The 24,480-nt window shown below is 64.7% G+C and carries 23 protein-coding genes; 17 read left to right on the top strand and 6 right to left on the bottom strand.

The features are described from left to right. The first annotated feature begins 11 nt into the window (after nucleotides 1–11). From yjgA to DT070_RS13625, 3 genes are read left to right on the top strand one after another with little or no spacing between them, the layout of a single operon-like run. Nucleotides 12–641, top strand: a complete 630-nt coding sequence (gene yjgA, locus DT070_RS13635) for a ribosome biogenesis factor YjgA (protein WP_228778496.1) — start codon at nucleotides 12–14, stop codon at nucleotides 639–641. After that, nucleotides 638–1,252, top strand: a complete 615-nt coding sequence (gene mog / locus DT070_RS13630) for a molybdopterin adenylyltransferase (RefSeq protein ID WP_122955891.1) — start codon at nucleotides 638–640, stop codon at nucleotides 1,250–1,252. The genes yjgA and mog overlap by 4 nt, the downstream gene beginning before the upstream one ends. Beyond that, entirely contained in the window at nucleotides 1,249–2,520 is a 1,272-nt protein-coding gene (locus DT070_RS13625) for an amidase (protein ID WP_122955890.1), read from the top strand. The genes mog and DT070_RS13625 overlap by 4 nt, the downstream gene beginning before the upstream one ends. A gap of 22 nt (nucleotides 2,521–2,542) precedes the next feature. On the opposite strand, the gene cysE is transcribed toward DT070_RS13625, so the two are convergent. Together cysE and DT070_RS13615 are read right to left on the bottom strand one after the other, a co-directional pair. Next, nucleotides 2,543–3,319, bottom strand: a complete 777-nt coding sequence (gene cysE / locus DT070_RS13620) for a serine O-acetyltransferase (RefSeq protein WP_122955889.1) — start codon at nucleotides 3,317–3,319, stop codon at nucleotides 2,543–2,545. Nucleotides 3,320–3,328: 9 nt separating this feature from the next. Continuing rightward, a complete protein-coding gene (locus tag DT070_RS13615; RefSeq protein WP_122955888.1) occupies nucleotides 3,329–4,135 on the bottom strand; it encodes an RNA methyltransferase in 807 nt (268 codons plus the stop codon). Nucleotides 4,136–4,276: 141 nt separating this feature from the next. On the opposite strand from DT070_RS13615, the gene DT070_RS13610 reads away from it, so the two are divergent. The 8 genes from DT070_RS13610 to DT070_RS13575 all read left to right on the top strand — a co-directional run bounded on the left by DT070_RS13610 (nucleotide 4,277) and on the right by DT070_RS13575 (nucleotide 14,262). Continuing rightward, the gene (locus DT070_RS13610; protein WP_122955887.1) at nucleotides 4,277–5,266 is read left to right on the top strand and encodes an inositol monophosphatase family protein; all 990 of its coding nucleotides are present in this window, start codon (nucleotides 4,277–4,279) and stop codon (nucleotides 5,264–5,266) included. A 403-nt stretch (nucleotides 5,267–5,669) separates the two neighbouring features. Continuing rightward, complete coding sequence (locus DT070_RS13605; RefSeq protein ID WP_122955886.1) at nucleotides 5,670–6,173, top strand: spore coat U domain-containing protein; 504 nt, start codon at nucleotides 5,670–5,672, stop codon at nucleotides 6,171–6,173. Between the two features lie 14 nt (nucleotides 6,174–6,187). Further along, entirely contained in the window at nucleotides 6,188–6,856 is a 669-nt protein-coding gene (locus DT070_RS13600; protein ID WP_122955885.1) for a molecular chaperone, read from the top strand. Nucleotides 6,857–6,884: 28 nt separating this feature from the next. Then, nucleotides 6,885–9,257 (top strand): fimbria/pilus outer membrane usher protein, encoded by a 2,373-nt coding sequence (locus DT070_RS13595; protein ID WP_122955884.1) that lies wholly within the window; start codon nucleotides 6,885–6,887, stop codon nucleotides 9,255–9,257. After that, nucleotides 9,254–9,754, top strand: a complete 501-nt coding sequence (locus tag DT070_RS13590) for a spore coat U domain-containing protein (protein WP_164483760.1) — start codon at nucleotides 9,254–9,256, stop codon at nucleotides 9,752–9,754. Before DT070_RS13595 ends, DT070_RS13590 begins: the two co-directional genes overlap by 4 nt. 141 nt (nucleotides 9,755–9,895) lie before the next feature. Further along, a complete protein-coding gene (gene mutS / locus DT070_RS13585; protein ID WP_369973872.1) occupies nucleotides 9,896–12,520 on the top strand; it encodes a DNA mismatch repair protein MutS in 2,625 nt (874 codons plus the stop codon). Nucleotides 12,521–12,588: 68 nt separating this feature from the next. Beyond that, a complete protein-coding gene (locus tag DT070_RS13580; protein WP_122955882.1) occupies nucleotides 12,589–13,416 on the top strand; it encodes a proteasome-type protease in 828 nt (275 codons plus the stop codon). Between the two features lie 3 nt (nucleotides 13,417–13,419). Then, nucleotides 13,420–14,262 carry an alpha/beta hydrolase gene (locus DT070_RS13575; protein ID WP_122955881.1) on the top strand — a complete coding sequence of 281 codons (843 nt, stop codon included), beginning with the start codon at nucleotides 13,420–13,422 and terminating at the stop codon, nucleotides 14,260–14,262. 75 nt (nucleotides 14,263–14,337) lie between these two features. Here DT070_RS13575 and DT070_RS13570 read toward each other — a convergent pair whose 3' ends face one another. From DT070_RS13570 to DT070_RS13560, 3 genes are all read right to left on the bottom strand, one after another. Next, the gene (locus DT070_RS13570) at nucleotides 14,338–15,174 is read right to left on the bottom strand and encodes an IclR family transcriptional regulator (RefSeq protein WP_240642550.1); all 837 of its coding nucleotides are present in this window, start codon (nucleotides 15,172–15,174) and stop codon (nucleotides 14,338–14,340) included. 15 nt (nucleotides 15,175–15,189) lie between these two features. Beyond that, the gene (locus DT070_RS13565; protein WP_122955880.1) at nucleotides 15,190–15,909 is read right to left on the bottom strand and encodes an SDR family NAD(P)-dependent oxidoreductase; all 720 of its coding nucleotides are present in this window, start codon (nucleotides 15,907–15,909) and stop codon (nucleotides 15,190–15,192) included. Nucleotides 15,910–16,048: 139 nt separating this feature from the next. Continuing rightward, nucleotides 16,049–16,576: a 2,4'-dihydroxyacetophenone dioxygenase family protein gene (locus DT070_RS13560; RefSeq protein ID WP_122955879.1), complete on the bottom strand. Its 528-nt coding sequence runs from the start codon at nucleotides 16,574–16,576 to the stop codon at nucleotides 16,049–16,051. A 348-nt stretch (nucleotides 16,577–16,924) separates the two neighbouring features. Between DT070_RS13560 and DT070_RS13555 the strand changes: the two genes are divergently transcribed. The 3 genes from DT070_RS13555 (at nucleotide 16,925) to DT070_RS13545 (ending at nucleotide 20,510) form a co-directional block, all read left to right on the top strand. Then, nucleotides 16,925–18,205, top strand: coding sequence for an MASE1 domain-containing protein (locus DT070_RS13555; RefSeq protein ID WP_122955878.1), 1,281 nt, complete (start codon nucleotides 16,925–16,927; stop codon nucleotides 18,203–18,205). A 1-nt stretch (nucleotide 18,206) separates the two neighbouring features. Further along, on the top strand, nucleotides 18,207–19,736 hold the full coding sequence (locus DT070_RS13550) for an acyl-CoA-binding protein (protein WP_122955877.1): 1,530 nt from the start codon (nucleotides 18,207–18,209) through the stop codon (nucleotides 19,734–19,736). A gap of 102 nt (nucleotides 19,737–19,838) precedes the next feature. Then, nucleotides 19,839–20,510 carry a hypothetical protein gene (locus tag DT070_RS13545; protein ID WP_122955876.1) on the top strand — a complete coding sequence of 224 codons (672 nt, stop codon included), beginning with the start codon at nucleotides 19,839–19,841 and terminating at the stop codon, nucleotides 20,508–20,510. Nucleotides 20,511–20,751: 241 nt separating this feature from the next. Here DT070_RS13545 and DT070_RS13540 read toward each other — a convergent pair whose 3' ends face one another. Further along, on the bottom strand, nucleotides 20,752–21,585 hold the full coding sequence (locus tag DT070_RS13540) for an undecaprenyl-diphosphate phosphatase (RefSeq protein ID WP_122955875.1): 834 nt from the start codon (nucleotides 21,583–21,585) through the stop codon (nucleotides 20,752–20,754). A 218-nt stretch (nucleotides 21,586–21,803) separates the two neighbouring features. On the opposite strand from DT070_RS13540, the gene DT070_RS13535 reads away from it, so the two are divergent. The 3 genes from DT070_RS13535 to DT070_RS13525 all read left to right on the top strand — a co-directional run bounded on the left by DT070_RS13535 (nucleotide 21,804) and on the right by DT070_RS13525 (nucleotide 24,389). Continuing rightward, entirely contained in the window at nucleotides 21,804–22,214 is a 411-nt protein-coding gene (locus DT070_RS13535; RefSeq protein WP_122957401.1) for a DUF2306 domain-containing protein, read from the top strand. A gap of 345 nt (nucleotides 22,215–22,559) precedes the next feature. Continuing rightward, a complete protein-coding gene (locus tag DT070_RS13530) occupies nucleotides 22,560–23,723 on the top strand; it encodes a branched-chain amino acid ABC transporter substrate-binding protein (protein ID WP_122955874.1) in 1,164 nt (387 codons plus the stop codon). An 18-nt stretch (nucleotides 23,724–23,741) separates the two neighbouring features. Further along, nucleotides 23,742–24,389, top strand: coding sequence for a DUF924 family protein (locus DT070_RS13525; protein WP_122955873.1), 648 nt, complete (start codon nucleotides 23,742–23,744; stop codon nucleotides 24,387–24,389). Nucleotides 24,390–24,480 lie beyond the last annotated feature (91 nt).

Below are 24,480 nucleotides of genomic sequence, written 5' to 3'. Positions count from 1 at the left end.
TACTGACTGCTATGAATACCAAGACTACCAAGGCGATTCCCAAAGCCATCAAGGGCTACTGGTCCAACGGGCGCTTCGTCAAACCCGAAGAAATCGCACTTGAAGAAGTCGGCCCGCCCAGCAAGACCCAGCTCAAGGCCGAGGCCGACGAGAAGCAGGCCCTCGGTGAAGCGCTGCTGACGCTGCGCGCCGACCTGATGGCGCGCCTGGATTTACCCGACAAGCTGCGCGACGCGATCGCCGACGCCAAAAAGATCACCAATTTCGAGGGCAAACGCCGCCAGATGCAGTTCATCGGCAAGCTGATGCGCCCGCTGGACCCGGAACCCATCCGCGAAGCGATCAACGAACAGCTCAACGGCTCGGCCGACCTGACGCTGGCGCTGCACCTGGCCGAGCAATGGCGCGACAAGCTGATCGCCGACGATGCCGCGCTCGGCACCTGGCTCGAAGAACACCCCGATACCGATTCGCAGCAGCTGCGCGCGCTGATCCGCCAGGCCCGCAAAGACGCCAAGCCCGAAAAACCGGGTGAAGCCGCGCGCCACGGCAAGTCTTACCGCGAAATCTTCCAGCTGGTGCGGCAGGCCCTTGCGAAGGGCCCCGCAGAGGCTGACGAGCCCGAGGAACCTGAGGCATGAGCGAAGCCGTAGAAGCCTTTGACGCCGTCAAGATCGGCATCGTCTCCGTCAGCGACCGCGCCTCGGCCGGTGTTTACGTCGACAAAGGCCTGCCCGCCCTCAAGGAGTGGCTCACACGCGCGCTGCGCAACCCCATCACCTTTGAAGAGCGCCTGATCCCTGACGAGCAGGCGGGCATCAGCGCCGCGTTGATTGCGCTGGTCGACGCGGGCTGCTCTTTGGTGCTGACCACCGGCGGCACCGGCCCCGCGCTGCGCGACGTAACGCCCGAAGCCACGCTGGCCGTGGCCCACAAAGAAATGCCCGGCTTTGGCGAGCAGATGCGGCAGATCAGCCTGAAATTTGTGCCCACGGCCATCCTGTCGCGCCAGTGCGCTGTCATTCGCGACAAAAGCCTGATCCTCAATCTGCCCGGCCAGCCCAAGTCCATCCAGGAAACGCTGGAAGGCCTCAAAAACGAATCCGGTGAATCCGTCGTGCCCGGCATCTTTGCCGCTGTGCCCTATTGCATCGACCTGATTGGCGGCCCCTACCTGGAAGCCGACCCGGCGGTGTGCAAGGCATTCCGGCCCAAATCAGCCATTCGTACGCCGGGCACACCCGCCGTATGACCGACCGCGCGCCGTCCGCAATGGCAACGGCCGCGCAGTTGGCCGCCGGCACGCTGGATGCCGCCACCCTGCTCACAGAAACGTATGCGCGCATCGACGCAGTAGACGCCACGCTGGGCGCCTTCACCGCCCGCCTTGACCTGCCCACGGCACTCGCCCAACTCCCAACGCTCAAAGGCCCGCTGCAAGGCCTGCCGGTCGCCGTCAAAGACATCTTTGACACGTGCGACCTCCCCACGCGCTATGGCTCAAAGCTCTACCCCGCCCAGCCGGCGCGTTTTGACGCCGCCATCGTCAGCGTCATCCGCCGCGCTGGCGGGTTGGTGATCGCCAAATCCAGCACCACCGAATTTGCGTTTCTGAACCCGACCGCCACGCTGAACCCGAATGCCGCAGGCCGCACACCAGGTGGCTCGTCAGCCGGCTCGGCAGCGGCCGTGGCGGCAGGCCTGGTGCCGTTTGCCATCGGCACACAAACCGGCGGTTCGGTGATCCGCCCGGCGTCTTACTGCGGCGTCACCGGCTTCAAACCCAGCTTCGGTCTGCTGCCCACGCCGGGGCTCAAATGTTTTTCCTGGTCGCTCGACACGGTAGGCCTTTTCGCCGCCAGCGTGCCTGAGGCGGCCTGGTTTGCCCAAGCGCTCAGCGGCCAGGCTCTGGCGATGGATGACGCCGCTCCGTCAAAGGCTTGGGTGGTCGGCGTACCGGACGCCTATCCGTGGGCCGAGCTGTCCCCCAGCGCGCGGCAAGCCATGGAAACCGGCAGCCAGGCGCTGAAAGCCGCAGGCGCCGAAATCAAAGCCATCACCCTGCCCGGCTGGATCAAGCAAGCCTTCGATGCGCAGGACGTCATCCAGGGCTACGAAGCCTGGCGCAGCCTTTCCCGTGAAGTGGATGAGCACCCCGAAGCGCTCTCGGACATCCTGCGCAACTACCTGCTGGCGGGCAGCAAGGTCACGCCCGCCGCCTACGAAGCCGCGCAACGCACCGCCGCGCAGAGCCGCAAGGCCTGCGCCGAATGGTTCGGCCAGTTTGATGTGTTGATGACACCCAGCGCGCCGGACGAAGCCCCTGCGGGCTACGGCAGCACCGGCACGGCGATCTTTAACCGCGTCTGGACGCTGCTGGGTGTGCCTTGTGTGAATGTGGCGGGCGCCAGGGGCGTGAACGGCTTTCCCATGGGCCTGCAGATCATCGGCGCGCCGCATGCGGACCGCACCTGCCTGCAGGCTGCCGCTTTCCTTGAGCAGGCCCTCAAAACTGGCTGAAAACGCGGCCTGACACCGCGCCTTATTTGCCGACCAGCTGGTTCAGCTTGTCGGCCTCAAACGTCTCGGTCAGCGCCGCATCCTTGGGCACGCAATCCTTGCTCATGGCCGTTTGCGGGCTCGAGAGCTTTTCAATTGCCTGCCACAGCAGCGCGATCTGGTGCTCCTGGGACGACGCGTTGTCGATCAGCCCCTTCATGGCCTGCCCGATCGGGTCGTCGTCCAGGGTGATGCCGTAGGCGGAGAACTTGGGCGAGGTCGTGACGTCGGCGCTTTCACCCACTTTGGACGGGATGATGCGCGCCGGGATGCCGACCGCCGTGGCGCCTGCCGGCACCGGCTTGATCACCACCGCGTTGCTGCCGATCTTGGCGCCGTCGCCGACCAGGAAACCGCCCAGCACCTTGGCGCCCGCGCTCACCACCACGTCCTTGCCCAGCGTGGGATGGCGTTTTTCACCTTTGTAGAGCGAGGTGCCGCCCAGCGTCACGCCCTGGTAAATCGTGCAGCCGTCGCCGATTTCGGCGGTTTCGCCGACGACAACGCCCATGGCGTGGTCAAAAAACACGCGTTCGCCGATTTTGGCGCCGGGGTGGATTTCAATGCCCGTCATCCAGCGCGAAACATGCGAGATAAACCGGCCCAGCCACTTGAAGCCGTGGTTCCAGCACCAGTGCGCCCGGCGGTGCAGCACCAGGGCATGCAGGCCCGGGTAGCAGGTCAGCGCTTCCCAGGCCGTACGGGCGGCGGGGTCGCGGTCGAGGATGCACTGGATGTCGGAGCGGAGTCGGGAAAACATGGGGGGAGTTTAGTGGCCGTCCGCCGACCCTGCTGGCCTGCTGTCTTTAGGCGGCGTTGGGGTGGTGATGGCCGCGTTTTGCAGCATCGCCTTGGCCACGCCACGCAGGATGTGGATTTCCTCGGGGCTGAGCTGTGCGCGGTTGAAGAGCTGATTGAGCCGCGGCATCAGCTTTTTAGGCGAGGCCGGGTCCAGGAAGCCGATGCCGGTCAAAGCCTCTTCCCAGTGTTTGAGCATGCCGGCCACCGCCGCGGCGTCGGCCTGCGTCGGCTCGGCCATGGCCGGCTGCACGCTGAAGCCGCCCAGCGCCTGGCGCCAGTCATAGGCAATCAGCTGCACGGCGGCGCCCAGGTTGAGCGAGCCGAACTTCGGGTCGGTCGGGATGCTCAGCGCCACATGGCAGCGGTAGACGTCTTCGTTTTGCATGCCGAAGCGCTCGGAGCCGAACAAAAAAGCAACCGAATCGGGCTCCAGCCCATACGGCGCCTTGGCTTTTAGCTCCTTTTTTGATAGCAAATCGGCAAAGTGCTCGCGCGGCGCCCGCGTGGGCGGGCCGAAGTCGCGCGGCGTCATGGCGGTGGCGCAGAGGTGGGCCATGCCGTCCAGCGCCTCGTCCAGCGTTTCGACGATGCGGGCGTTTTTGAGCACGTCGAGGGCGCCGCTGGCCCGCTGGATGGTTTCTTCGCGGTTCAGCACATTGGCCCAGCGCGGCGCCACCAGGACCAGGTCGTCAAAACCCATGGTTTTCATGGCGCGGGCGGTGGCGCCCACATTGCCGGCGTGGCTGGTGTTGATCAGGACAAATCGGGTTCGCATGGGCTGGATTGTCCTAGAAGCGCTTGAAGAGGCTGCCTGGCGGGCAAAAAACCGGGGGAAATTCCATTTATGGGAAAATACCCCCCATTGCCCGCCGCCCGCATCGTCAGCGCCGGTTTATCCCGTTCTTCCCTACAAATCATGTCCAGCAATCTCCATCCCATGCTCAACGTGGCCATCAAGGCTGCGCGCGCTGCCGGCGCCATCATCAACCGCGCGGCGCTTGACGTCGAAGCGGTCCGCGTCTCCGTCAAGCAGACCAACGACTTCGTCACCGAGATCGACCAGGCCGCCGAAGCCGCGATCATCGAAACCCTGTTGACCGCCTACCCCGGGCACGGCATCCTGGCCGAAGAATCGGGCAGCGAGCATGGCGCCAAAGACTCCGACTTCGTCTGGATCATAGACCCACTGGACGGCACCACCAACTTCATTCACGGCTTCCCGGTCTATTGCGTCAGCATCGCGCTGGCCGTCAAAGGCAAGGTCGAGCAGGCCGTGGTCTACGACCCCACCCGCAACGACATCTTCTGCGCCACCAAGGGCCGCGGCGCCTACCTGAACGACCGCCGCATCCGCGTGGCAAAGCGCACCCGCCTGCAGGAATGCCTGATCTCCACCGGCTTTCCCTACCGCCCCGGCGACAAACTCAAGACCTACCTCAACATGCTGGGCGAAGTGATGAGCCAGTGCGCCGGCGTGCGCCGCCCGGGCGCGGCCGCACTCGACCTGGCCTATGTGGCCGCAGGCTTCAGCGACGGCTTTTTTGAAGCCAACCTCAAACCCTGGGACGTGGCGGCCGGCTCACTGCTGGTGACGGAAGCCGGCGGCCTGATCGGCAACTTCACCGGTGAAGCCGACTTCATGGACCACGGCGAATGTGTGGCCGGCAACCCGCGCATTTACGGCCAGATGGTGGCCACCCTGGGCAAGTACAGCAAATTCGCCGGCGCCGGCGACAAGGCCGTGGTGCGCCAGGCCCTCAAGGACACGCCCGCCGAGCCGACTGAAGCGCAAGACGGCGCCGAGCCTGCTGCCGCCCCTGCCGCCCCCGAAAAGCCCACGCTCAAGGCCAAGCGCATCAAGGCCGGCGACAACGCAGCCGCCAAGGCGCCGGACGCCCCGTTCTGACCCGGCAAGCCATAGCCTCGAAGACAAAGCCCGCGCATGCGGGCTTTTCTTTTTTCGGCAGCCTGCATGCAAGTCAAAAGACCACATTTTGCAAATTTCCTTGGGCAGAAAGTTCTCATTTGTAGTCTCGGCAGTTGCGAAAAAATGACCGTGACCGGATTTTGTGTTGATTAATTCAAAACATGCCGTTTAAATGGTTTCACTGCGTGAAAAGCAGTTGGCAGAAAAAAACAAGTCAGTCACTTTGCTGTAGCCAGTGCAGCAAAAAAACTGTGGTGTAAGTGCAGGGGAGCATTGGTATCAGGTCTGGCCCGCCTTTTCCTTTTGACAGACGAGAAGGCGAATCCGCAAGGCATGGGCGCATCTCCCCGAAACGGTTCAACCCTTGACTTTCGGAGGCTCCATGCGATTCGTTCCATCCAAAAAACTGGCCGCTGTCACCCTCGCCCTCGCGGGCCTGGCGGCCGCTCCTTCCAGCCACGCGGCAAACGCCACCGGTTTGCTTGCCGTCAGCGCCATTGTGGTCTCCACATGCGCCGTGGTGGCCACCCCACTGGTCTTTACCAACTACGCGCTGGCCATCCTGGACAGCACCGCCACCATCACCGTCACCTGCACACCCGACGTGCTGAACTACACCGTCGGACTGAACGAGGGACTGGGAGCCGGCAGCACCACTTCCACGCGCAAGGTCACCTTCCTGACCAACACGCTCAATTACGGCCTTTACCGCGACACCGGCCGTACCCAGAACTGGGGCAATGCCGCCGGCGTGGACACCCAGCCGTCCAGCGCCGGCACCGGCACGCTGGTCAAGCTCTTTACGGTGTACGGCCAGATGCCGGCCGGCCAGACCGGCGCCATCGGCACCTACCTGGACACCGTCCAGATCAACGTCGTCTACTGAGCGGCGGCCCGCTCATGACACGCCATTTGCAATGGCTGCTGGCGCTCGGCTGCCTGCTGCCGCCCGGCGCAGCCTGCCTGGCCGCCGGCATTCCCATGGCCGTAAGCCCGGTCTCCGTCAAGCTCGAAATCGCCTCCGAATATGCCGGCGTCAATGTCAGCAACCGCGGCGAGGAGGCCACCGGCGTCCAGGCTGAAATCCTGCTCGTGCGCTGGGTGGCCGGCCAGGAGCAGTACGAACCGACTTCCGACTTTGTAGTGTCGCCGCCCGCGTTTCGCCTGCAGGCCGGCAAAGACCGCATGGTGCGTTTTCGCTATTCGGGGCCGCGCGAAAACACGGAGCGGTTTTACCGGCTGTTTGTGCGCCAGTTGCCTGAGACCAGCACCGCGGGGCAGGTGAACATGGTCTTCAACCTCGGCATTCCCATCTTTGTCGCGCCGCACCAGTCCCGCCCCGGCCTGTCGCTGGCAGGCACCAGCGGCGGCGCGGGGGCAGAACTCCACAACACCGGCAATGTGACATTGAGCGTGGCGCACCTGGAGGGCAAGGGCTGCCCCTCAGGCCCGCAGAAAGTGGCGTCGCGCCTGGCGCCGGGGCAAAAGTTCGTGCTCAGGGCCGACAGCCCCCTGTGCGCAACCGCCGCGCAAACCGACCGCGGCCTGATTCCACTGGCAACACCGTAACGGCGCCCTTGCTGCGCCCCGCCACCGGATGGATGTACTTCCAGGGCCTCTAACAAACCGCCGCAACGCGGGTGCGCCTGCGTGGGCCGCCATGGCCGGGTTGCTGCTGCCCGCCGCAGCGTGGGCAGGCGGCCACTGCGTGGACCTGGCGCCAGGCTCCCGCATGGTGGTGCAGCTGCGCGAAGCGGGGCAGGGCGAGCGGGCAGCGCTGGTCTTTCGCGACCGCGAGCGTGGCGGCTGGTTCGTACCGGTGCCGGTCCCAGGCGCAGGCGGAGGTCAAGGCACGGGCGCCGACACACACTGCACGTTCGAAGGCAACACCTATCGCAGCTTCCCAGCCAACGACCCGGTGCTGCGCCACGACCGCGACACCGACATACTGACCATCGTCGACATCGGCGAGGCGACCGGCGTGATCGACGCCCGCAAACCGCCCCCGCCGCAGAACCCCGCCCTGGAAAGCGCCGGCGTCAACTATCAGCTGGCCCTGAACTACACCGACAACAACCCGCAGCGGCGGCTCAACCCCAGCGCCTACGCCGACTTTTATGCCTACACGCGGGGCTGGTACCTCAGCAACAGCCTGGCGTGGAACAACTACGGCCGCGTGGCCCGCTATGAAACCTATGCGCTGCGCGAATGGCTGGACAGCGGCACCTTCCTGCGCCTGGGCGATTCGGTCAGCAACCCGACGGCGCTGGGCGAGTCGCTGCAGTTCGCCGGCGTTTCCTGGGGCACCGACCGCAACCTGCGCCCCGGCGACTTCGCGCCGGTGCTGCCCACGCTGCGCAACGGCAATGCGCTGGCCGGGCCGCTGGAAGTGTTCGTCAACGACAACCTGCAGTTCCAGCAGAACCTGCAAAGCGGCGTCTACGACCTGCGCAACCTGCCGGCCCAGCAGGGCTTTAACAGCTACAGCGTGAGGACACTGGACGCGCAGGGCAACCCGGTGACGGTGCAGCGCGAGATCTACCTGCCGGTGTCGCTGCTGCCGCCCGGCATTTCGGCATGGCGGATCGACGCCGGCCTGCAGCGTGAAGACTTCTTCAACGCCAATGCCCACTACGGCCCGGGCTTTGTGTCGGGCAGCTACGCGCGCGGAATCACCCACGATGTCACCCTCAGCGCGCAAGGCCTCGTGAGCCGGGCCGCCTCAACGCTGTCCGCCGGCTACGACCAGCGCCTGGGCGATTTGTGGAGCGGCCACCTCGGCCTTGTCGGCGCCCGCAACACGCAGCAGCAGGGCTACGGCCTGCAGGCCCGCCTCGACGGCGGCAGCCGCTGGTGGCGCCTGGTGGCCGACTGGACCCGCGCGCCCCGGCCGCTGCCCGGCCTGGGCACACGCGCGGCCCTGCGCATGCAGCGGCTGGTGCGGGCCCAGTGGAACGGCATCACCGGCTGGAACCTTGGCCTCACGGTCGTGCAGACCGAGCGCGAACTCGCCGCGCGCGAAGAACTCGCCACGCTCTCGGCGTCCACCAGTGTTGCGCAAAGCGGGGCCACCGTGGCACTGAGCCTGACGCGCACACGCTTTGCCGGCGTCAGCCAGAACAACCTGATGCTGTCTTTCTTCATGCCGCTGGCGCCGGACCGCAACAACCGCAACCGCGCCGTCTACGCCAGCCACAACAGCACCGAAGGCGCACAGCTGAACCGCGCGCAATACAACGACAGCGGCCTGACGCCCGAGGACGGCAGCTGGAGCCTGGGCGCCACGCGCGACTCCCGGCCCGGCCTGTCGGCGATAGACGGTTTCTGGACCCGCAGCATCGACAAGGCCGACCTGAGCTTCAGCGGCCGGGCCAGTCCGAACGACAACAGCGGCCAGTTCACCGTGCGCAGCGGCGTGCTCTGGACCGGCGGTTCGGACTACCTGACCCGGCCGATACGCGGCGCCTTCGCCATGGTCTCTACCGGTGAGCAGGGCGTGGACGTGTTCTTCGAGAACCGGCCCGTCGGCCGGACCGACGAGCGCGGCATGCTGCTGGTGCCCGACCTGCGGGCGCTGGAGTCCAACCGCTTGAGTCTGGACCCGTCCGGCTGGCCCATCCACTGGCTGGCCGGCGAGGTGGAGCAGCGGGTGGTGCCGCCCCGGGGCGGCGGCGTGCTGGTGTCCTTTCGCATCAACGCCCAGGTCTGGCCGGCGCACAGCATGGTCACGCCGCTGGCGCCGGACGGCAGGCACTTTCCCCCGGGCACCGTGGTGCGCGCCGCTGCCGAAGGCGGGCCCACCGAAACCGTGATCGACCGGCAAGGAAGGATGTGGCTGGCCGAGCTGCTGCCGGCCCGCAGCTTCAGCATTACCCATGCCGGCAAGCGCTGCGAATACGACATGCCCAACCCCGGCGGCGGCGACGCCGACATGACGGTTCAGGCACGGCAATGCGAGGACATCCCATGACACACACTCCCGTACGCTTCTTTTCCCCCGCGTGGCGCGGCCTGTTGGCGGCGTTGGGCCTGTGGCTCACGCTCTTGAGCCCGCCCGCCAGCGCCCAGCTCTGCACCGTTGTGGGCGTCGCCCCGCTGTTCGGAACCTACAGCACGAGCATCGGTGCCCCCGCCAACGGCTCTGTCACCGTCACCTGCGTCGTGCTGGGCATTTTGGGGCAGGATGTGTCCTACACCGTCAAGCTGGGCATGAGCCCCCAGGCGCAGGGCACGCAGCGCCGCATGAACAACGGCAGCGCCTTCCTGAACTACAACGTCTTCTGCGACGCCGGCTTCAACCAGGTCTGGGGCAACGGCGTGAGCCCCACCTGCGCGCCCACCGGCGGGCAAGCCGGCCTGCTCGGCAACCTGGTCACGGTATTCCCGGTCTACGGCAACATTCCGGCCGGGCAGTACGTGACGCCTGGTACCTACGGCGACAACATCGCCATCGACGTGCTGTATTGAAGCGCCCCTGAAAGCGCAACTCAAAGCGCTCCTGGAACGGCTTGCCGGCCGGGGCATTGGATAATGCAGGTCTTTGACCGCGCGCCGGCCCAGGCCGCGGCCAGGGCGCATCGCCCAGCACACGCAACGCAAGAGGAATCAATGGCGGCCAAGCCGAATGACTTCACCACGCCCGCCGGCGCCGGCACGCCGCCGCTGGGGGCCCACACGCCGATGATGCAGCAGTACCTGGGCATCAAGGCGGAGTACCCCGACACGCTGGTCTTCTACCGCATGGGGGACTTTTACGAAGTCTTTTTTGCCGACGCCGAAAAGGCCGCGCGCCTGCTCGACATCACGCTGACGCGGCGCGGCCAGTCGGCCGGCGAGCCGGTGGTGATGGCCGGCGTGCCCTTTCATGCGCTGGAGGGCTACCTCGCCAAACTCATCAAGCTCGGTGAATCGGTGGCGATATGCGAGCAGGTCGGCGATGTGGCCACCAGCAAGGGCCCGGTCGAACGCAAAGTCGTGCGCGTCGTCACACCCGGCACGCTGACCGACGCCGAACTGCTGAACGACAAGAACGAATCGATTTTGCTGGCCGTGCACCAGGGCCCGCGCAACACCTGCGGCCTGGCCTGGCTCAGCGTGACGCAGGGCGAAATCCACCTCGCCCATTGCGCCAATGACGAGCTCGAAGCCTGGCTGGCGCGCGTGGCGCCCAGCGAACTGCTCTACAACATCGATGTCACGCCGGCCTTTGAGCAGCGCCTGAAAAGCCAGCGCTGCGCCTCGACCGCGCGCCCGGCCTGGCAGTTTGATGCCGCGCTTGGCGCGCGCCGCCTGCTGGACCAGCTCAAGGTCGCTTCGCTCGCGTCGTGGAACGCCGAAGCGCTGAACGACGCCCACGCCGCCGCATCCGCCCTGCTGGGTTATGCCGAGCACACGCAGGGCCGCGCACTCTCGCATGTGCAGGGCCTGCAGGTGGTGCGTTCGGGTGAGCTGATCGAGCTGCCGCAAACCACGCGCCGCAACCTTGAGCTAACGCAGACCTTGCGCGGCGAGGATTCGCCCACGCTGTTCTCGCTGCTGGACACCTGCACCACCGGCATGGGCAGCCGGGCGCTCAAAAGCTGGCTGCTCACCCCGCGCCGCGACCGCGCGCAGGCCGCCGCGCGCCTCGAAGCCATCACGCATTTGCGCGGCGGCTCGCAGCAAACCCTGCGCGCCAAACTCAAGGGCTGCAGCGACGTCGAACGCATCACCGCCCGCATCGCGCTGCGCCAGGTGCGCCCGCGCGAGCTGGTCGCGCTGAAAGACACGCTACAAAAAACGGAGCATACAGTCCAGGCAGATACTGGGCTTCCGGCACTTTTGACTAAAATTTTTGAAGACCTGCAGCCGCCCGAAGGCTGCAGCGCGCTGCTGGGCCGCTATGTGCTGGACGAGCCTGCAGCCCTGATCCGCGACGGCGGCGTCATCAACCACGGCTGCGACGCCGACCTGGACGAGCTGCGTGCCATCCAGACCAATTGCGACGATTTCCTGCTCGACCTGGAAGGCCGCGAAAAAGCCCGCACCGGCATCGCCAACCTGCGCGTGCAGTTCAACAAAGTGCACGGCTTCTATATTGAAGTCACGCAGGGCCAGCTCGACAAGGTGCCCGACGACTACCGCCGCCGCCAGACGCTGAAGAACGCCGAGCGCTACATCACGCCCGAACTCAAAGCCTTTGAAGACAAGGCGCTGTCGGCGCAGGAGCGGGCCCTGGCGCGCGAGAAGTGGCTGTACGAGCAGCTGCTCGACCAACTGCAGGACTTCATCCCCGCGCTCAGCCGCCTGGCGCGCGCGCTGGCCTCGCTCGACGCGCTGTGCGCGCTGGCCGAGCGCTCGTTGACGCTCAACTGGGCCGCGCCGGTGTTTGTGCGCGAGCCCTGCATCGACATCACGCAAGGCCGCCACCCGGTGGTGGAGGCGCGCCTGGCCGAAACCGGCGGCGGTTCCTTCATCGCCAATGACAGCAGCATGAGCGGCAAACACCGCATGCAGGTCATCACCGGCCCCAACATGGGCGGTAAATCGACTTACATGCGCCAGGTCGCACTCATCGTTTTGCTGGCCAGCGTCGGCTCCTATGTGCCGGCGTCTGCCTGCCGCATCGGCCCCATCGATGCCATCCACACCCGCATCGGTGCGGCCGACGACGTGGCCAACGCGCAGTCGACCTTCATGCTCGAGATGACCGAGGCCGCGCAAATCCTGCACGCCGCCACGCCGCATTCGCTGGTGCTGATGGACGAGATCGGCCGCGGCACCTCAACCTTTGACGGCCTGGCGCTGGCCGGCGGCATCGCGGCCTACCTGCACAACAAGACGCAGGCCTTCACGCTGTTTGCGACGCATTACTTTGAGCTCACCGAATTCCCGGCGCAGCACCACGGCGCGATCAACGTGCACGTGAGCGCGGTCGAGTCCGGCGCCGACATCGTGTTCATGCACCACATCGAGCCCGGCCCCGCCAGCAAGAGCTACGGGATTGCCGTGGCCAAGCTGGCCGGTGTGCCCGCCGCCGTCGTCAACCACGCCCGCCACGCGCTCAATGCGCTGGAGGCCCACCAGACCGAAGCCCGCGCGCAGGTCGACCTGTTTGCCGCACCTCCCGAAGCCGCTGCGCCCGACCAGAGCGCCGTCGAAAAGGCATTGGGTACCATAGACCCCGATGCCCTGAGCCCGCGCGAGGCGCTGGACGCCCTGTACCGCCTGAAAAAAATCTCCATCGCCCCGTGAACCAGCGCAACCCTATTCCCCCGATTTCCCCGATCTCCCCGACCTCCCCCACACTTCCCGAGCACCTCATGACTTATTGCGTCGCCGCCAAACTCAACGCCGGGCTGGTGTTTCTGTCCGACTCCCGCACCAATGCGGGCCTGGACCACATCAGCACCTTCCGCAAGATGATCGTTTACGAGAAGCCGGGTGACCGCTTCATGGTGCTGCTGTCCGCCGGCAATCTGTCGATCTCGCAGTCCATCCGCGAAATCCTGCAGGTCGAGCAACTCAAGGACCACGAAGGCGGCGAACCCATCACGATCTGGAACGCCAAAAGCATGTTCGACGCCGCCCGCGTACTGGGCTCGGCGATCCGCCGCGTGTACGACCGCGATGCCGAAGCGCTGAAAAATGCCGATGTCGACTTCAATGTCTCGCTGGTCTTCGGCGGGCAGATTCGCGGCGAGAACATGCGCCTCTTCCAGATGTATTCGGCCGGCAACTTCATCGAAGCCACCGACGAGACGCCTTACTTCCAGGTCGGCGAATCCAAATACGGCAAACCGGTACTCGACCGCGTGCTCACCCCCGCCACCCCGCTGGCCGAAGCCGCCAAATGCGTATTGGTCTCCATGGACTCGACCATGAAGTCGAATCTCTCCGTCGGCCTCCCGCTGGACCTGGTGGTCTATGAAGCCGACACCTACAAGAGCGACAAGATCGTCTGCATCGACAACGACAACCCCTACTACCGCATGATGCACAGCAGCTGGGGCCAGAAGCTGCGCGAAGTGTTCGACAGCATCGAAGACCCGGTGTGGGACGACGCACACACCGACATCCCGCTGAAGATGCCGGCCACGCGCCACGAGCCGCTGAAGAAGATCAGCACACCTGACGAGAAGTTAATTTAAGCCGTGCCTTCCTCGACAAAACCGCTGGTCATCTTCTCGCACGGCAACAGCTTCCCCGCCAGCACCTACAGCGCAGTCTTCCAGAGCCTGAAAGCACGCGGCTTCCAGGTCAAGGCGGTTGAAAAATTCGGCCACGACCCGCGCTACCCCGTCACCAGCAACTGGCCCCACCTCGTCCAGCAGCTCGCCGACTTCACCGCGCGTGAAGTTGAAAAGTGCGGCCAGCCGGCTTTCCTCGTTGGCCATTCGCTGGGCGGCTTTTTAAGCCTGATGTGCGCCGCACGCAACCCGGCGCTCGGCGGCCAACCCGTCAAAGGCGTGGTACTGGTCGATTCCCCCATCCTCGGCGGCTGGCGCGCCCGCGCCCTCAGCGTGGCCAAGCGTGCGCAGTTGGTCGGCGCCATCTCGCCCGGCGCCATCAGCCGCAAACGCAAAAACCAGTGGCTGGGCAAAGACGAAGTGTTTGAACACTTTCGCAGCAAAAAAGCCTTTGCCGCCTGGGACGAGCAGGTACTGCGCGACTACATCGAGCATGGCACCTACGAAGGCACCGGCGACGACGAAGGCAAGCAGCTGCTGAGCTTTGACCGCGACGTGGAAACCGCGATCTACAACACGCTGCCCGACAACCTGGAGGCCCTGCTCAAACGCCACCCGCTCAAATGCCCCGTGACGTTTATCGGCGGACGGCAGTCGGTGGAGATGAAGCAGGTCGGAATGGCGATGACGGAGAAAGTCACCAAAGGCCGCATCATGATGCTGGACGGCAGCCATCTGTTTCCGATGGAAAAGCCTTTGGCGACGGCGGCGGCGATTGAGGCGGCTTTGCGGAATTTTCTGAACTAGCCGGGCTGGTTCCCGCCTACCGCTCGGGCTGACCCTTCGACAAGCTCAGCCCGAACGGGGGGTTAGGAACCAGCCCTACAAAATATCCGCAGCAGACAAAGAAGGCGTCTCCCCGATCCGCTCGGAGATCACCCGGCAAGCCTCCAGCAGCGGCGCCACATAAGCTTGCTCCGGGTCGGCCTTCTGCCGGAACATCAAGGTGCTGACACTGATGGCCGCAACCGGCACACCGCGGCTACCGCGTATCACGGCGCCATAACAAAAGATGCCGGCTTCGTGCTCCTCGGCATCGACGGACCAGCCCCGCTCCCGCGTGACCTGCAACTGCTTGCGTAACCCAGGCAGCTTCACCAGGGTGTTGTCGGTGTAACGCGGCAGGGGCAAGCCCAGTAGCAAGGGCTCCAGCACTGAAGGCTCCAGCGCCGCCATGTAGGCCTTGCCGACCGCAGTCGCATGCAGCGCCACGCTGGTGCCGATACGTGAGGCCATGCGGACGGCGCTCGGACTTTCGAGCTTTTCGATGTAGACCATGGTGTTGCCATTGGGTACGGCCAGGTGCACGGTTTCGCCGGTGATGTCGCGCAGGCGCTTGAGTTCGTCGACCGCGGCCAGGCGCAAGTCTGAGCGGCCCCAACTGCGGCTGGCGAGCTGGATGAGGCGTGGGCCCAGGGCCAGCAGCGCGCCGCGTTCGTTTTCAACCAGCAGGCGCTCGGCCACCAGCGCGGCGACGATGCGGTGCACCGTGGGACGCGGGTAGCCGCTGGCCTTGACGAGTGCGCCGATGTTGAGTGGCTCGGCCGAATCGGCCACCAGTTGCAGCACGTGCATGAATTTGGAGAACGCCGCGGTGCCGGCGACCTGTGATGCCGGTGGTTTAACAGCGTGCGTTTTAGCGGTGGTTGATTTGGGCAAAGCGAACACCTCCGCTCAAGACACCATGTAGCCGCCGTCCACCGGCAGGATCACGCCCGTCATGAAGCTGGCCGCCGGCGTGCAGAGAAACATCGCGGCCCCGGCCACGTCTTTGGGGGTGCCCCAACGGCCCATGGGGGTGCGCGCCAGGATGGGGCCGGCGCGCGCCGGGTCGTCCTGCAGGGCTTGTGTGAGCGGTGTGGCGATCCAGCCGGGGGCAATCGCGTTGACGCGGATGCCGTCGGGCGCGTAGGCAATCGCCAAGGATTTGGTGAGCTGGGCCACGCCGCCCTTGCTGGCGGCGTAGCCGGGCACCAGGCCGCCGCCGAAGAAGCTGAGCATGGATGCCGTGTTGACGATGCAGCCGCGGCGCGCCTTCAAGCGTTCACGCGTGGCGGTGCACACGCGCATGGTGCCGGTGAGGTTGACGGCCAGCACTTTCTGGAAGACCTCGATGTCGTGCTCGGCGCCGCGCTGGATGATGCCGGCGCAGTTGAACACGATGTCGAGTTCGTTGATGCCGGCGAGCGCGGCATCCAGGCTGGGCGCGGAGGTCACGTCGGCCTGGCGCACATCGACGGCGGCGTCGAGCGTACCGTCGCCATTGCCCAGGCCGAGGGCCGTGACCTCGGCGCCCAGCGCGGCGAGGTGGTTGGCGATGACGGCGCCTATGCCTTGGGTGGCGCCGGCGACCAGCGCGCGTTGGCCTTTGAAGAGGTCAGTCTGGTAGGTCATGAAAAAACTCCGGTGAGGTTTGAGCCGTCTCGTGCTCAAACAAGTTGCTATCAAAAAAATAGCTGCCAGCCAATACAGTTATTGGGCTACAGCCACTTTTTGCTTAAATTTTTGCTTTGGCTTCTGGCCAGATGCAAAGTCAGCGGATGAACTGCTTCGTGTAGTCCGCGCCCAAACCGACAGCTTCGAAGTGCTTGTTGCACATCTCGATCTTGGTGAACACGTCTTCGTAGCCCATGCCCTTGCCGTACGGGTCGGTGTAGTACATGACGCCATTGACCTGGAAGTAGGTGATCATTTCCTCGACGTCTTCGGGCACGTAGAGCGTGTGGGTTTCACCGGGTGGCTCATACACGTAGCTGCCTTCGGTCGCCTCCCAGTCGTGCTCCAGGTAACGCCAGCGGCCCTTGAGCACAAAACCGTGCACCGCCTGCGGGTGGCGGTGGCGGCTGAGCACGCCGGACTTGCGCACACGCAGCAGGTTCATCCAGTAACCCTGGCTGGCGTTCAGGCACAGCGGGCGGAACCAGACGTTTTCCGCTTGCGGCACCCACAGCCGCTCGTCCGTCGGGATGGCGTGCTGCACCACGATCTCCGGCCGCGCGTCGGGCGGGTTCGGGTATTGGTAGGGCATCAGCGGTGTCTGGTCGGGGGAGTCGACTGGCATCTTGATTTGTCCATATTGTGGATACGTGTCCATATTATAGATATTAATAAGCCCCCACGGTCGCTCACGTCGTGTAGCTTCCTGCCCCCGGGGGGCCGCCCGCCTGTGGCCCGGCAAAGCCGGTTCCACGGAGGGATGTACGCCCCACGGTCGCTCACGTCGTGTAGCTTCCTGCCCCCGGGGGGCCGCCCGCCTGTGGCCCGGCAAAGCCGGTTCCACGGCTCATGCTGGGTTAAGAATTCTTTGCGAACTAACAGTAGGGCCACGAAACTGCCGCCTTGGCTAAACTAAGCCAAAACCACCGGCGCCCGACTCTTAACGGCCCGCCACTCTTCGAGGAGGATTCCCATGGCCTTGTCTTTTGCCGTCACCGCCGGCGTCACCTTTCTTGCCTGGGCCGTCGCGGCCGTGCTGTCGCAAAGCATGGGCGATGCGATGACGCTGAGTTCGTCTGTCTGGCTGGCCACAGGCGTCACCTTCGGCGCGCTGCTGGCCGTCAAGCCGCCCAAGCGCCCTGCCGTGCTGGCCGGCGCCGGGCTGGCAGCCACGGTGCTGGGTTTGCTCGACGGCCTGGCCGTGCTGCCGGCGCTGGCGTTTGGCATCAACGAGGCCGTGGCCGCCAGCCTGGGCGCATGGGTGGCGCGCCTGCTTCGCAGCACCGGGCCGGACGGCAGCATGGAGCCGGGCAAGGCCTATGCGGGCGTCTTGCTGGGCGCGCTGCTGACCTCCGCGCTGGGCGCCAGCATCGGCGTGATGCTCTGGACCTGGGCCTTGCCCCAGCCCATCGCGATCGCGGTGGAATGGCGCGTGTGGGCCACCACCACTTTTGTCGGCATCTTGCTGATCGCGCCGCTGGTTACCTCGCTGGCCGGCTTCAAGGTCAAGCGCTCGGGCGGCATGGCCACCAGCCAGTTCCTGGCGGGCGCCGGCACTTTCCTGCTGTTCTTTGTGGTGGCGGCGCTGATCTTCTCGGCCGATGTGTCAGACCGCTTCAGCGCGTCGCTGGGCCCCACCCTCACCTATTTGCCGCTGCCCTTCATGGTGGTGACGGCCATCCTCTGGAAGGAGCGCGGCGCCACGGTGGCCACGCTCATAGGCGCACTCGCCCTGATCGGCTGGACCAACGCCGGCGGCGGCCCGTTTGCCGAGGTGGAAGGCTTTCCCGGCGAGGCCGTGATTGAGATCCAGGGTTATGTCGCCGTGATGGCGCTGCTGGTCGGTGTGGTCAACGCCTTGGGCGCCGCCGCCGCGCAGGCCCTGGCCCAGGCGCAAGACTGGCGCACGCGCTACCGCCAGGTGCTGGACTCCACCCGCACGGTGGTCGCCAACTTTGACGCAAAAACCGGCGCAGCCGCGTGGGGCGAAGGCGCGAGCGAGCTGCTGCGCACCAACGCCAAGGTCTTGCTGACCGTGCAGGATTTCATCGCCCACACAGACCCGCAGGAGCAGCCCGCACTGCAAGCCGACTGGCGCGACCTGACGCAGGGCCAGCGCGACCATGTGCTGTGGAAAAACACCTTGCGCTGGGCCGACGGACGCGTCGCCAGCGTGAGCGCACGCCTTTCAAGCGTGCGCGGCGCCGACGGCCAGGTCGAACAGGTCGCCGCATTGCTGGAAGTCGAGGCCTGACGTGGCAGAGGCAACAACCAGCACTCCAGCCGCCGCGGCGCCCCCGGCGCATGCAGCGGGCCCCGTCCCGGCGGCTGACAAAAGCACGCCGGCTGTTTTCCTCATCCACGGCCTGGGCGGCACGCAGTACGACCTGGGCTCCATGCACAAGCGGCTGAAAAACGCCGGCTTCGTGACGCATTCGCTCACCCTGCCCGGCCACGGCACCACGCCGGAAGACCTGGTCAATGTGACCGCCGAGCAATGGATGGAAGCCGTGACCGCCAAGTACCACGAGGTGGCTGCCCTGCACGACAACTTCCACATCATGGGCATGTGCATGGGCGCGCTGCTGGCCACCGAGCTGGCCAAGCGGCAAAAGCACACACGCGGCAAGCTGATCGCGCTGGCGCCGCCCATCTATATCGACGGCTGGGCCACCGCCTGGTACACGCCGCTGCGCCACCTGATCTATTACGTGCCGGGCGTGCAGGCACGCATGAAGGTCGAGGAAGAAGACCCCTTCGGCATCAAGAACGAGCAGCTGCGCGCCATCGTCAAAGCCAAGTTCGCGCGTGGTGAAAACTTTCATTACCGCTGGGTGCCGCTGGCCTGCGTGCGCCAGGTAGACCGCCTGCGCGGCTGGGTGATGACGGGCCTCAAAGACATGGCCAGCGAAACGCTGGTGATCCACGCGCGCGAAGACGAGCTCACCAGCCTGAACTCGGCCAACTACCTGGTCGAGCAGATCGGCGGCGCCAAGGCGCGCATGGTGGTGCTGGAAAACAGCTATCACATGATTTGCGTGGACAACGATCGCGAACAGGTCGCGCGCAATGTGCTCGAATTTTTCGGCGCCAGCAGCGCGGCATCGCTGGGCATGGCGGTGGACGACCCGAAGATGAGCGCCGACGCACTCAGCGCGTTTGCGCAAGCGCTGCGCAGTTCACTCGAAGCCGGCGACTTCACCGGCATCTTTGCCAAAGGCTCGTCCGACATGGCGTGGTTCCAGCCCGGCGCCAACCGCGCCAGCGGCGTCTACCGCGGCAACAAGGGCCTGCAGGCCATGCTGCCCTGGGCCGGCGCGGTGCGTTTTACCGCCTTTGGCCAGCCGGTGTTCAACGCCGGTGTGGCCGTGGTGCCCGCCACGCTCACGGCCGGTGGGCTGATGTCGCAAGGCGTGCTCGCCTTTGCGGTGCGCTCGGGCCGCTTGCTGGATGCGCGCTGGTTCCCCGACGACGTAGCGCTGGAAGACGCGCACTTCGGCGAGCCGGTGGCGCCTGCGGGCCCCAGTGAGGCCGAGCGCGCTTTTGAAGCCGCAGGCATTGCGGTGAAAACGCTGGCCAAGCCGCCGGGCAACGACGAATTGCTGGCGCTGTATGCCTTCTACAAGCAAGCGACGGTGGGCGACGCCACCGGCGAGCGCCCCGGCATGATGGACGTGACCGGCCGCGCCAAATTCGACGCCTGGGCTGCCCGCAAAGGCCTGGCGCGCGAGGCGGCTATGACGGGCTACGCCGAGCTGGTGGAAAAACTCAAGACCGGTGAATAAGATAGCGGCACCACGGCTGCAATAGCAGTGGTGTCGAATGAGAAAAAGATCTCCCAAGTCAGAAAAATATGAGCTGGGACAACTGGCCGTTGAGAGCAGGGAATGGCTAAATTCAACAAAGTTCAACTAACAACCAATTGGTTCGACGAGCGTGATCAGAACGTCTGGTTTGACCTGGAATCCCGCTGCGTGTGCGCACACTTTGCGCGCCTGGTACGTGAGGCCGGACTGACACTTTCCTCCGGCTGGGGCATTCTCGGGGAGTACCTACGGCCGCCACAACCGATGCGATATGAGTTAGTGGCAGGCCTTCATCGGACGCTGCCGAACATTGATATCCGCGAATACGCTTCTCTTGGCTCCGCCGACAAGAAGCGTTATTTCCTTGGACTGATTGTGGGCCTCGTAAAGGAAGTTGCCGAACACGGCGGATGCGAAGCGGACCCGTTTCTCGACGTCGCAGGCGAAGTCCTCCGTCAGGACTTGAAGAACGTCTGGGAGTGGAAGCGCGGACGCAAGATCAGTCCAGATGGAAAGCACCGTGTCCGTGTCTGGGTTCACCACGAACTGCGGGCCTTTCAGTTGAAATTCGAGATCCGGAAATCGCAGGTCGTCGTTTTTGAGAAGGTGCTGCTGGTGGAGGGTGCACCCGATGAGTTGGTCCTCAACGCTGTCCTAGGCGAACTGAGCTGGCCGGGTGACGACATGCTTGTTCTATCCGCGAAACCTGGGGGCGGAAGTCCTGTAGAGATAGCGCTGCCGGGATTGCACTGAGCAAAACAAATCGGCGTGACGCGCCATCCGGTCGGCCAGTTTGCCTCTGCTGCCGAGGGCGCCGCCGCAGCCATGCAGGCGGATGACGACGGGGCGCGGCTGTTTGCCTGCGCTCTCAAACCAGTATGCGGGGATGCGGAGCTTGCCGTCTTGCGAGGCGATCTCAAGCGGCTGCACCTCCACCGCTTGCACCGCGCCCGGCAGGCACCACGCCAGCAGGCAAGCCCGGCATCATGAAGGCTCAGCCCGCCCAGGTCACCAGGCCGCTCCACGCCGTGGCCAGCACCACGATGCCGAAGGCGATGCGGTACCAGGCAAAGGGCACAAAGCTGTTGGTCGAGATGTAGCGCAGCAGCCAGCGCACGCACAGCCACGCACTGAGGAAAGAAAACACCAGCCCGACGGCAAACATGGGCACATCGGCCATCGACAGCAGGGCGCGCTCTTTGTAGAGGCTGTACACGCCGGCGCCTATCAGCGTGGGCATCGCCAGAAAGAAAGAGAAATCCGTCGCGGCCTTGCGCGACAGCCCCAGCAGCATGCCGCCGATGATGGTCGCGCCGCTGCGGCTGGTGCCGGGGATCATCGCCAGGCATTGCACCAGGCCGACCTTGACCGCGTCCATCACGCTCATGTCGTCGACCTCCTGGATGCGCGCTGCGGCCGGGTTGTTTTGCTGGCGCTTTTCAGCCCACAGGATGATGAAGCCGCCGATGATGAAGGTGCTGGCGACCACCACCGGGGTGAAAAGATTTTCTTTAATGGCCTTGCCGAAGAGCAGGCCCAGCAGCACCGCCGGCACAAAGGCGACGAGCACATTCAGCACAAACTGTTGCGCCTTTTTCTCGCTCGGCAGGGCCACCACGGTGGCCTGGATCTTCTGCCAATAGACCAGGATCACGGCAAAGATGGCGCCGGTCTGAATCGCAATGTCAAAAACCTTCGCTTTTTCGTCGTCAAAACCGAGCAGCGCGCCGGCCAGAATCAGGTGGCCTGTCGAGGAGATGGGAAGAAATTCAGTCAGGCCTTCAACGATGCCCATGACGGCGGCTTTGATCAACAGTGCAATGTCCAAGATGGCTCCAGAAATGATCCGGTGATTATCGCCTCGGGCTCCTGAAGAGAGCCTTAAGCGAACCTGGCAAAGCCAGCCCCGCGGCTCATGCTGGTATTCAAACTCCCCATCCCGTTCGCCCTGAGGTATCGAAGGGCCGGTGCGCTACAGAAACAGGCTTCTGGACACGGGTGGGCTCAGCCATCAAAATTCGCTACCTGCATTCAGCCATCGCCAATATGCAACTCACTCCGATCATCGCCATCCATTTGTCCGCTGCGATCTGCGCCATCGTCATCGGGCCTGTCGCGCTGTGGGCTCGCAAGGGGCGCACCCAGCGGCCCAGGCTGCACCGGGCTTTTGGCTATGCGTTTGTGACGATGATGCTGGCCACCGCCGTGACGGCGCTTTTTATCCGCGACTACACCTTTCCCAATATCGCGGGCTACACCCCCATCCACCTCCTCGTGCCTTTTACGCTGTTCAGCCTGTTCGGCGCGTTCTGGCATTTGAGCCGCGGCAACATCGCCGGCCACCGGCGTGCGATGCAGGGGCTGTACATCGGGGCGTGCCTTATTGCGGGTGTCTTCACGCTGCTGCCCCAGCGTTACCTGGGCAAGCTGCTGTGGACGCAGCTTGGCTTGATGTGATCCCGGCATCGGCCTCGGCAAGCCTTTAGAAACTTCAGGCGCCCCTCGTGGCGGCACTCCGCATTTGCCGGCCCAAGCGAGGCCTGCCCCTCCAAACCTGTTTCAAATCGTAAATGCTGGCGCGGTGCTTGCTCAGTAGATAGCACACGCCCATTTTTGATTGGAGTGAACGGTTTTGGTGCATTTCTTTACTCAAACGAACAAAATTCGCAGCAAATACGAACCAAAGCGAATCATTAGTAAAACTAATCTACTCGCACATCCATTCAGAAATAGGTGAAACCCACTACCGCGACACAGCGGCGAAACATACATTCCGTTACACCACTCAACCTAGGTTCCACGATGACCAAAACCACCACCCGCCGCCATACCCTGGCCGCCATGACCGTCGCTGTTGTTGCAGGCGCCAGCCTGCTTTCGGGCTGCGACAACCCGCCTGACACCATCAAGATCGGTGTCGCCCAGCCCCTGTCGGGCAACCTCGCCGCGCTGGGCCAGGATTTGCACAACGGCGTGAAGATGGCCGTGGACGAGATCAACAAAGAGGGCTTCCAGATCAAGGGCAAGACGGTCAAGATCGAGATCGTGGCCATGGACGACCGGTCCGACCCGAAAACCGGTGTGGAAGTCGCGCAGCAACTCGTCGACGCCGGCGTGGTCGCCGTGATCGGCAACCTCAATTCGGGCGTCAGCATCCCGGCCGCGCCGGTCTATGCCGCCAAGAACATTGCGCAGCTGGCCATCTCGACCAATCCCAAGTTCACCGAGCTGGGCCTGGCCACCACCTTCCGCCTCGTTGCCAATGACAACCTGCAGGCGCGCGCGATCGGCTCCTTCGCCGCCAACCAGCTCAACGCCACCAAGTTCGCTGTGGTCGACGACGGCACCACCTACGGCAAGGGCCTGGCCACCGGTGCCGCCGCCGAGCTGAAAAAAGCCAACAAACAAGTCGTCGTCACCTATTCGTCCGACGACAAGACCACCAAGTTTGACGAGCTGGCCGGCAAGATCAAGGACGGCGGTGTCGAGGTGGTCGTGTCCACGCAAGGCGACTTCCAGATCCTGGCGCTGATTGAAGCCCTCAAGAAGCTCGACTACAACCAGCAGATCAGCATCCTGGGCGGCGACACCATCAAGACGACCGACATGCTCAAGGGCAGCGACACGGTCAAGGGGCTGTACGCCACCTCGCCCATCCTGGACGCCAAGGAGTTCGTCAACGGCAAAAACTTCCTGACCAAGTACCAGGACACCTTCAAGCGTGAGCCGGCCTACGGCGGCCACTACACCTACGACGCGATGTACATCCTGGCCGGCGCGATGCGGCGCGCCAACTCGGTCAAGCCTGAAAAGATCACTGAAACCCTGCGCACCTTTGACGGCTACGCGCCGATTACCGGTTCCATGAAGTGGGATTCGGTGGGCGAGCAGCGTTACGGTGTGGTGGGTGTTTACGCCGTGCGCAAGGGTGTTTGGGACCTGCAACTTCGCTCCGACCGCTGGTAGGCTAAGCTCCCGGTCGTCATGACCGAGCCCATCCCTTCCCCCCACACACCGCCTTCCCGCCACCACGCCGCGCCCGCAGAAGTCCTGGACTTCTGGCTGGGCGACGGGGTGCACAAGGAGTGGCCCACCGAAGACCTCAACAAGCGCTGGTTTGGCGGCGGCGCGCAGCTTGACGCCGACATCACCCAACGCTTCGGCAGCGATGTCGAGGCCGCCGTCGCCGGCGGCCTGCAAGACTGGGAGCAGCCTGCGCTCAACCGCCTGGCGCTGGTCATCCTGCTCGACCAGTTCACCCGCAATGTTTTTCGCGGCCAGGGCAAGGCCTTTGCCGGCGACGCGCGCGCCCAGCAGCTGGTGCTGCAGGCACTGGCCGATGGCGCCGACCTGGCGCTGCCCTGGGCCGGGCGCGTGTTCATGTACATGCCGCTGATGCACGCCGAAAGCATGGCGCTGCAGGATGAATGCGTGGCGCGTTTTACCCGGCTGCAGGCCGATGCGCCGGACTCGCTCAAGCAGCGCTTTCAAAGCAACATCGACTTCGCCCACCAGCACCGGGACATCATTGCGCGGTTTGGGCGCTTTCCGTACCGCAATGCGGCGCTGGGGCGGATCGATACGGCTGAGGAGAAAGACTTTCTCCTTAAAGGCCCTCGGTTTGGGCAATAAGGTTCCCCCCGTCCGGGCTCACCTCTCCTCCCTTCGGCTCAACCTTCTCCGTTCGGGCTGACCCTTCGACAGGCTCAGGACAGGGTACGCC

This window comes from Polaromonas sp. SP1, assembly GCF_003711205.1.
GTDB lineage: Bacteria > Pseudomonadota > Gammaproteobacteria > Burkholderiales > Burkholderiaceae_C > Polaromonas.
This window is presented reverse-complemented; position numbering and strand designations above follow the sequence as displayed.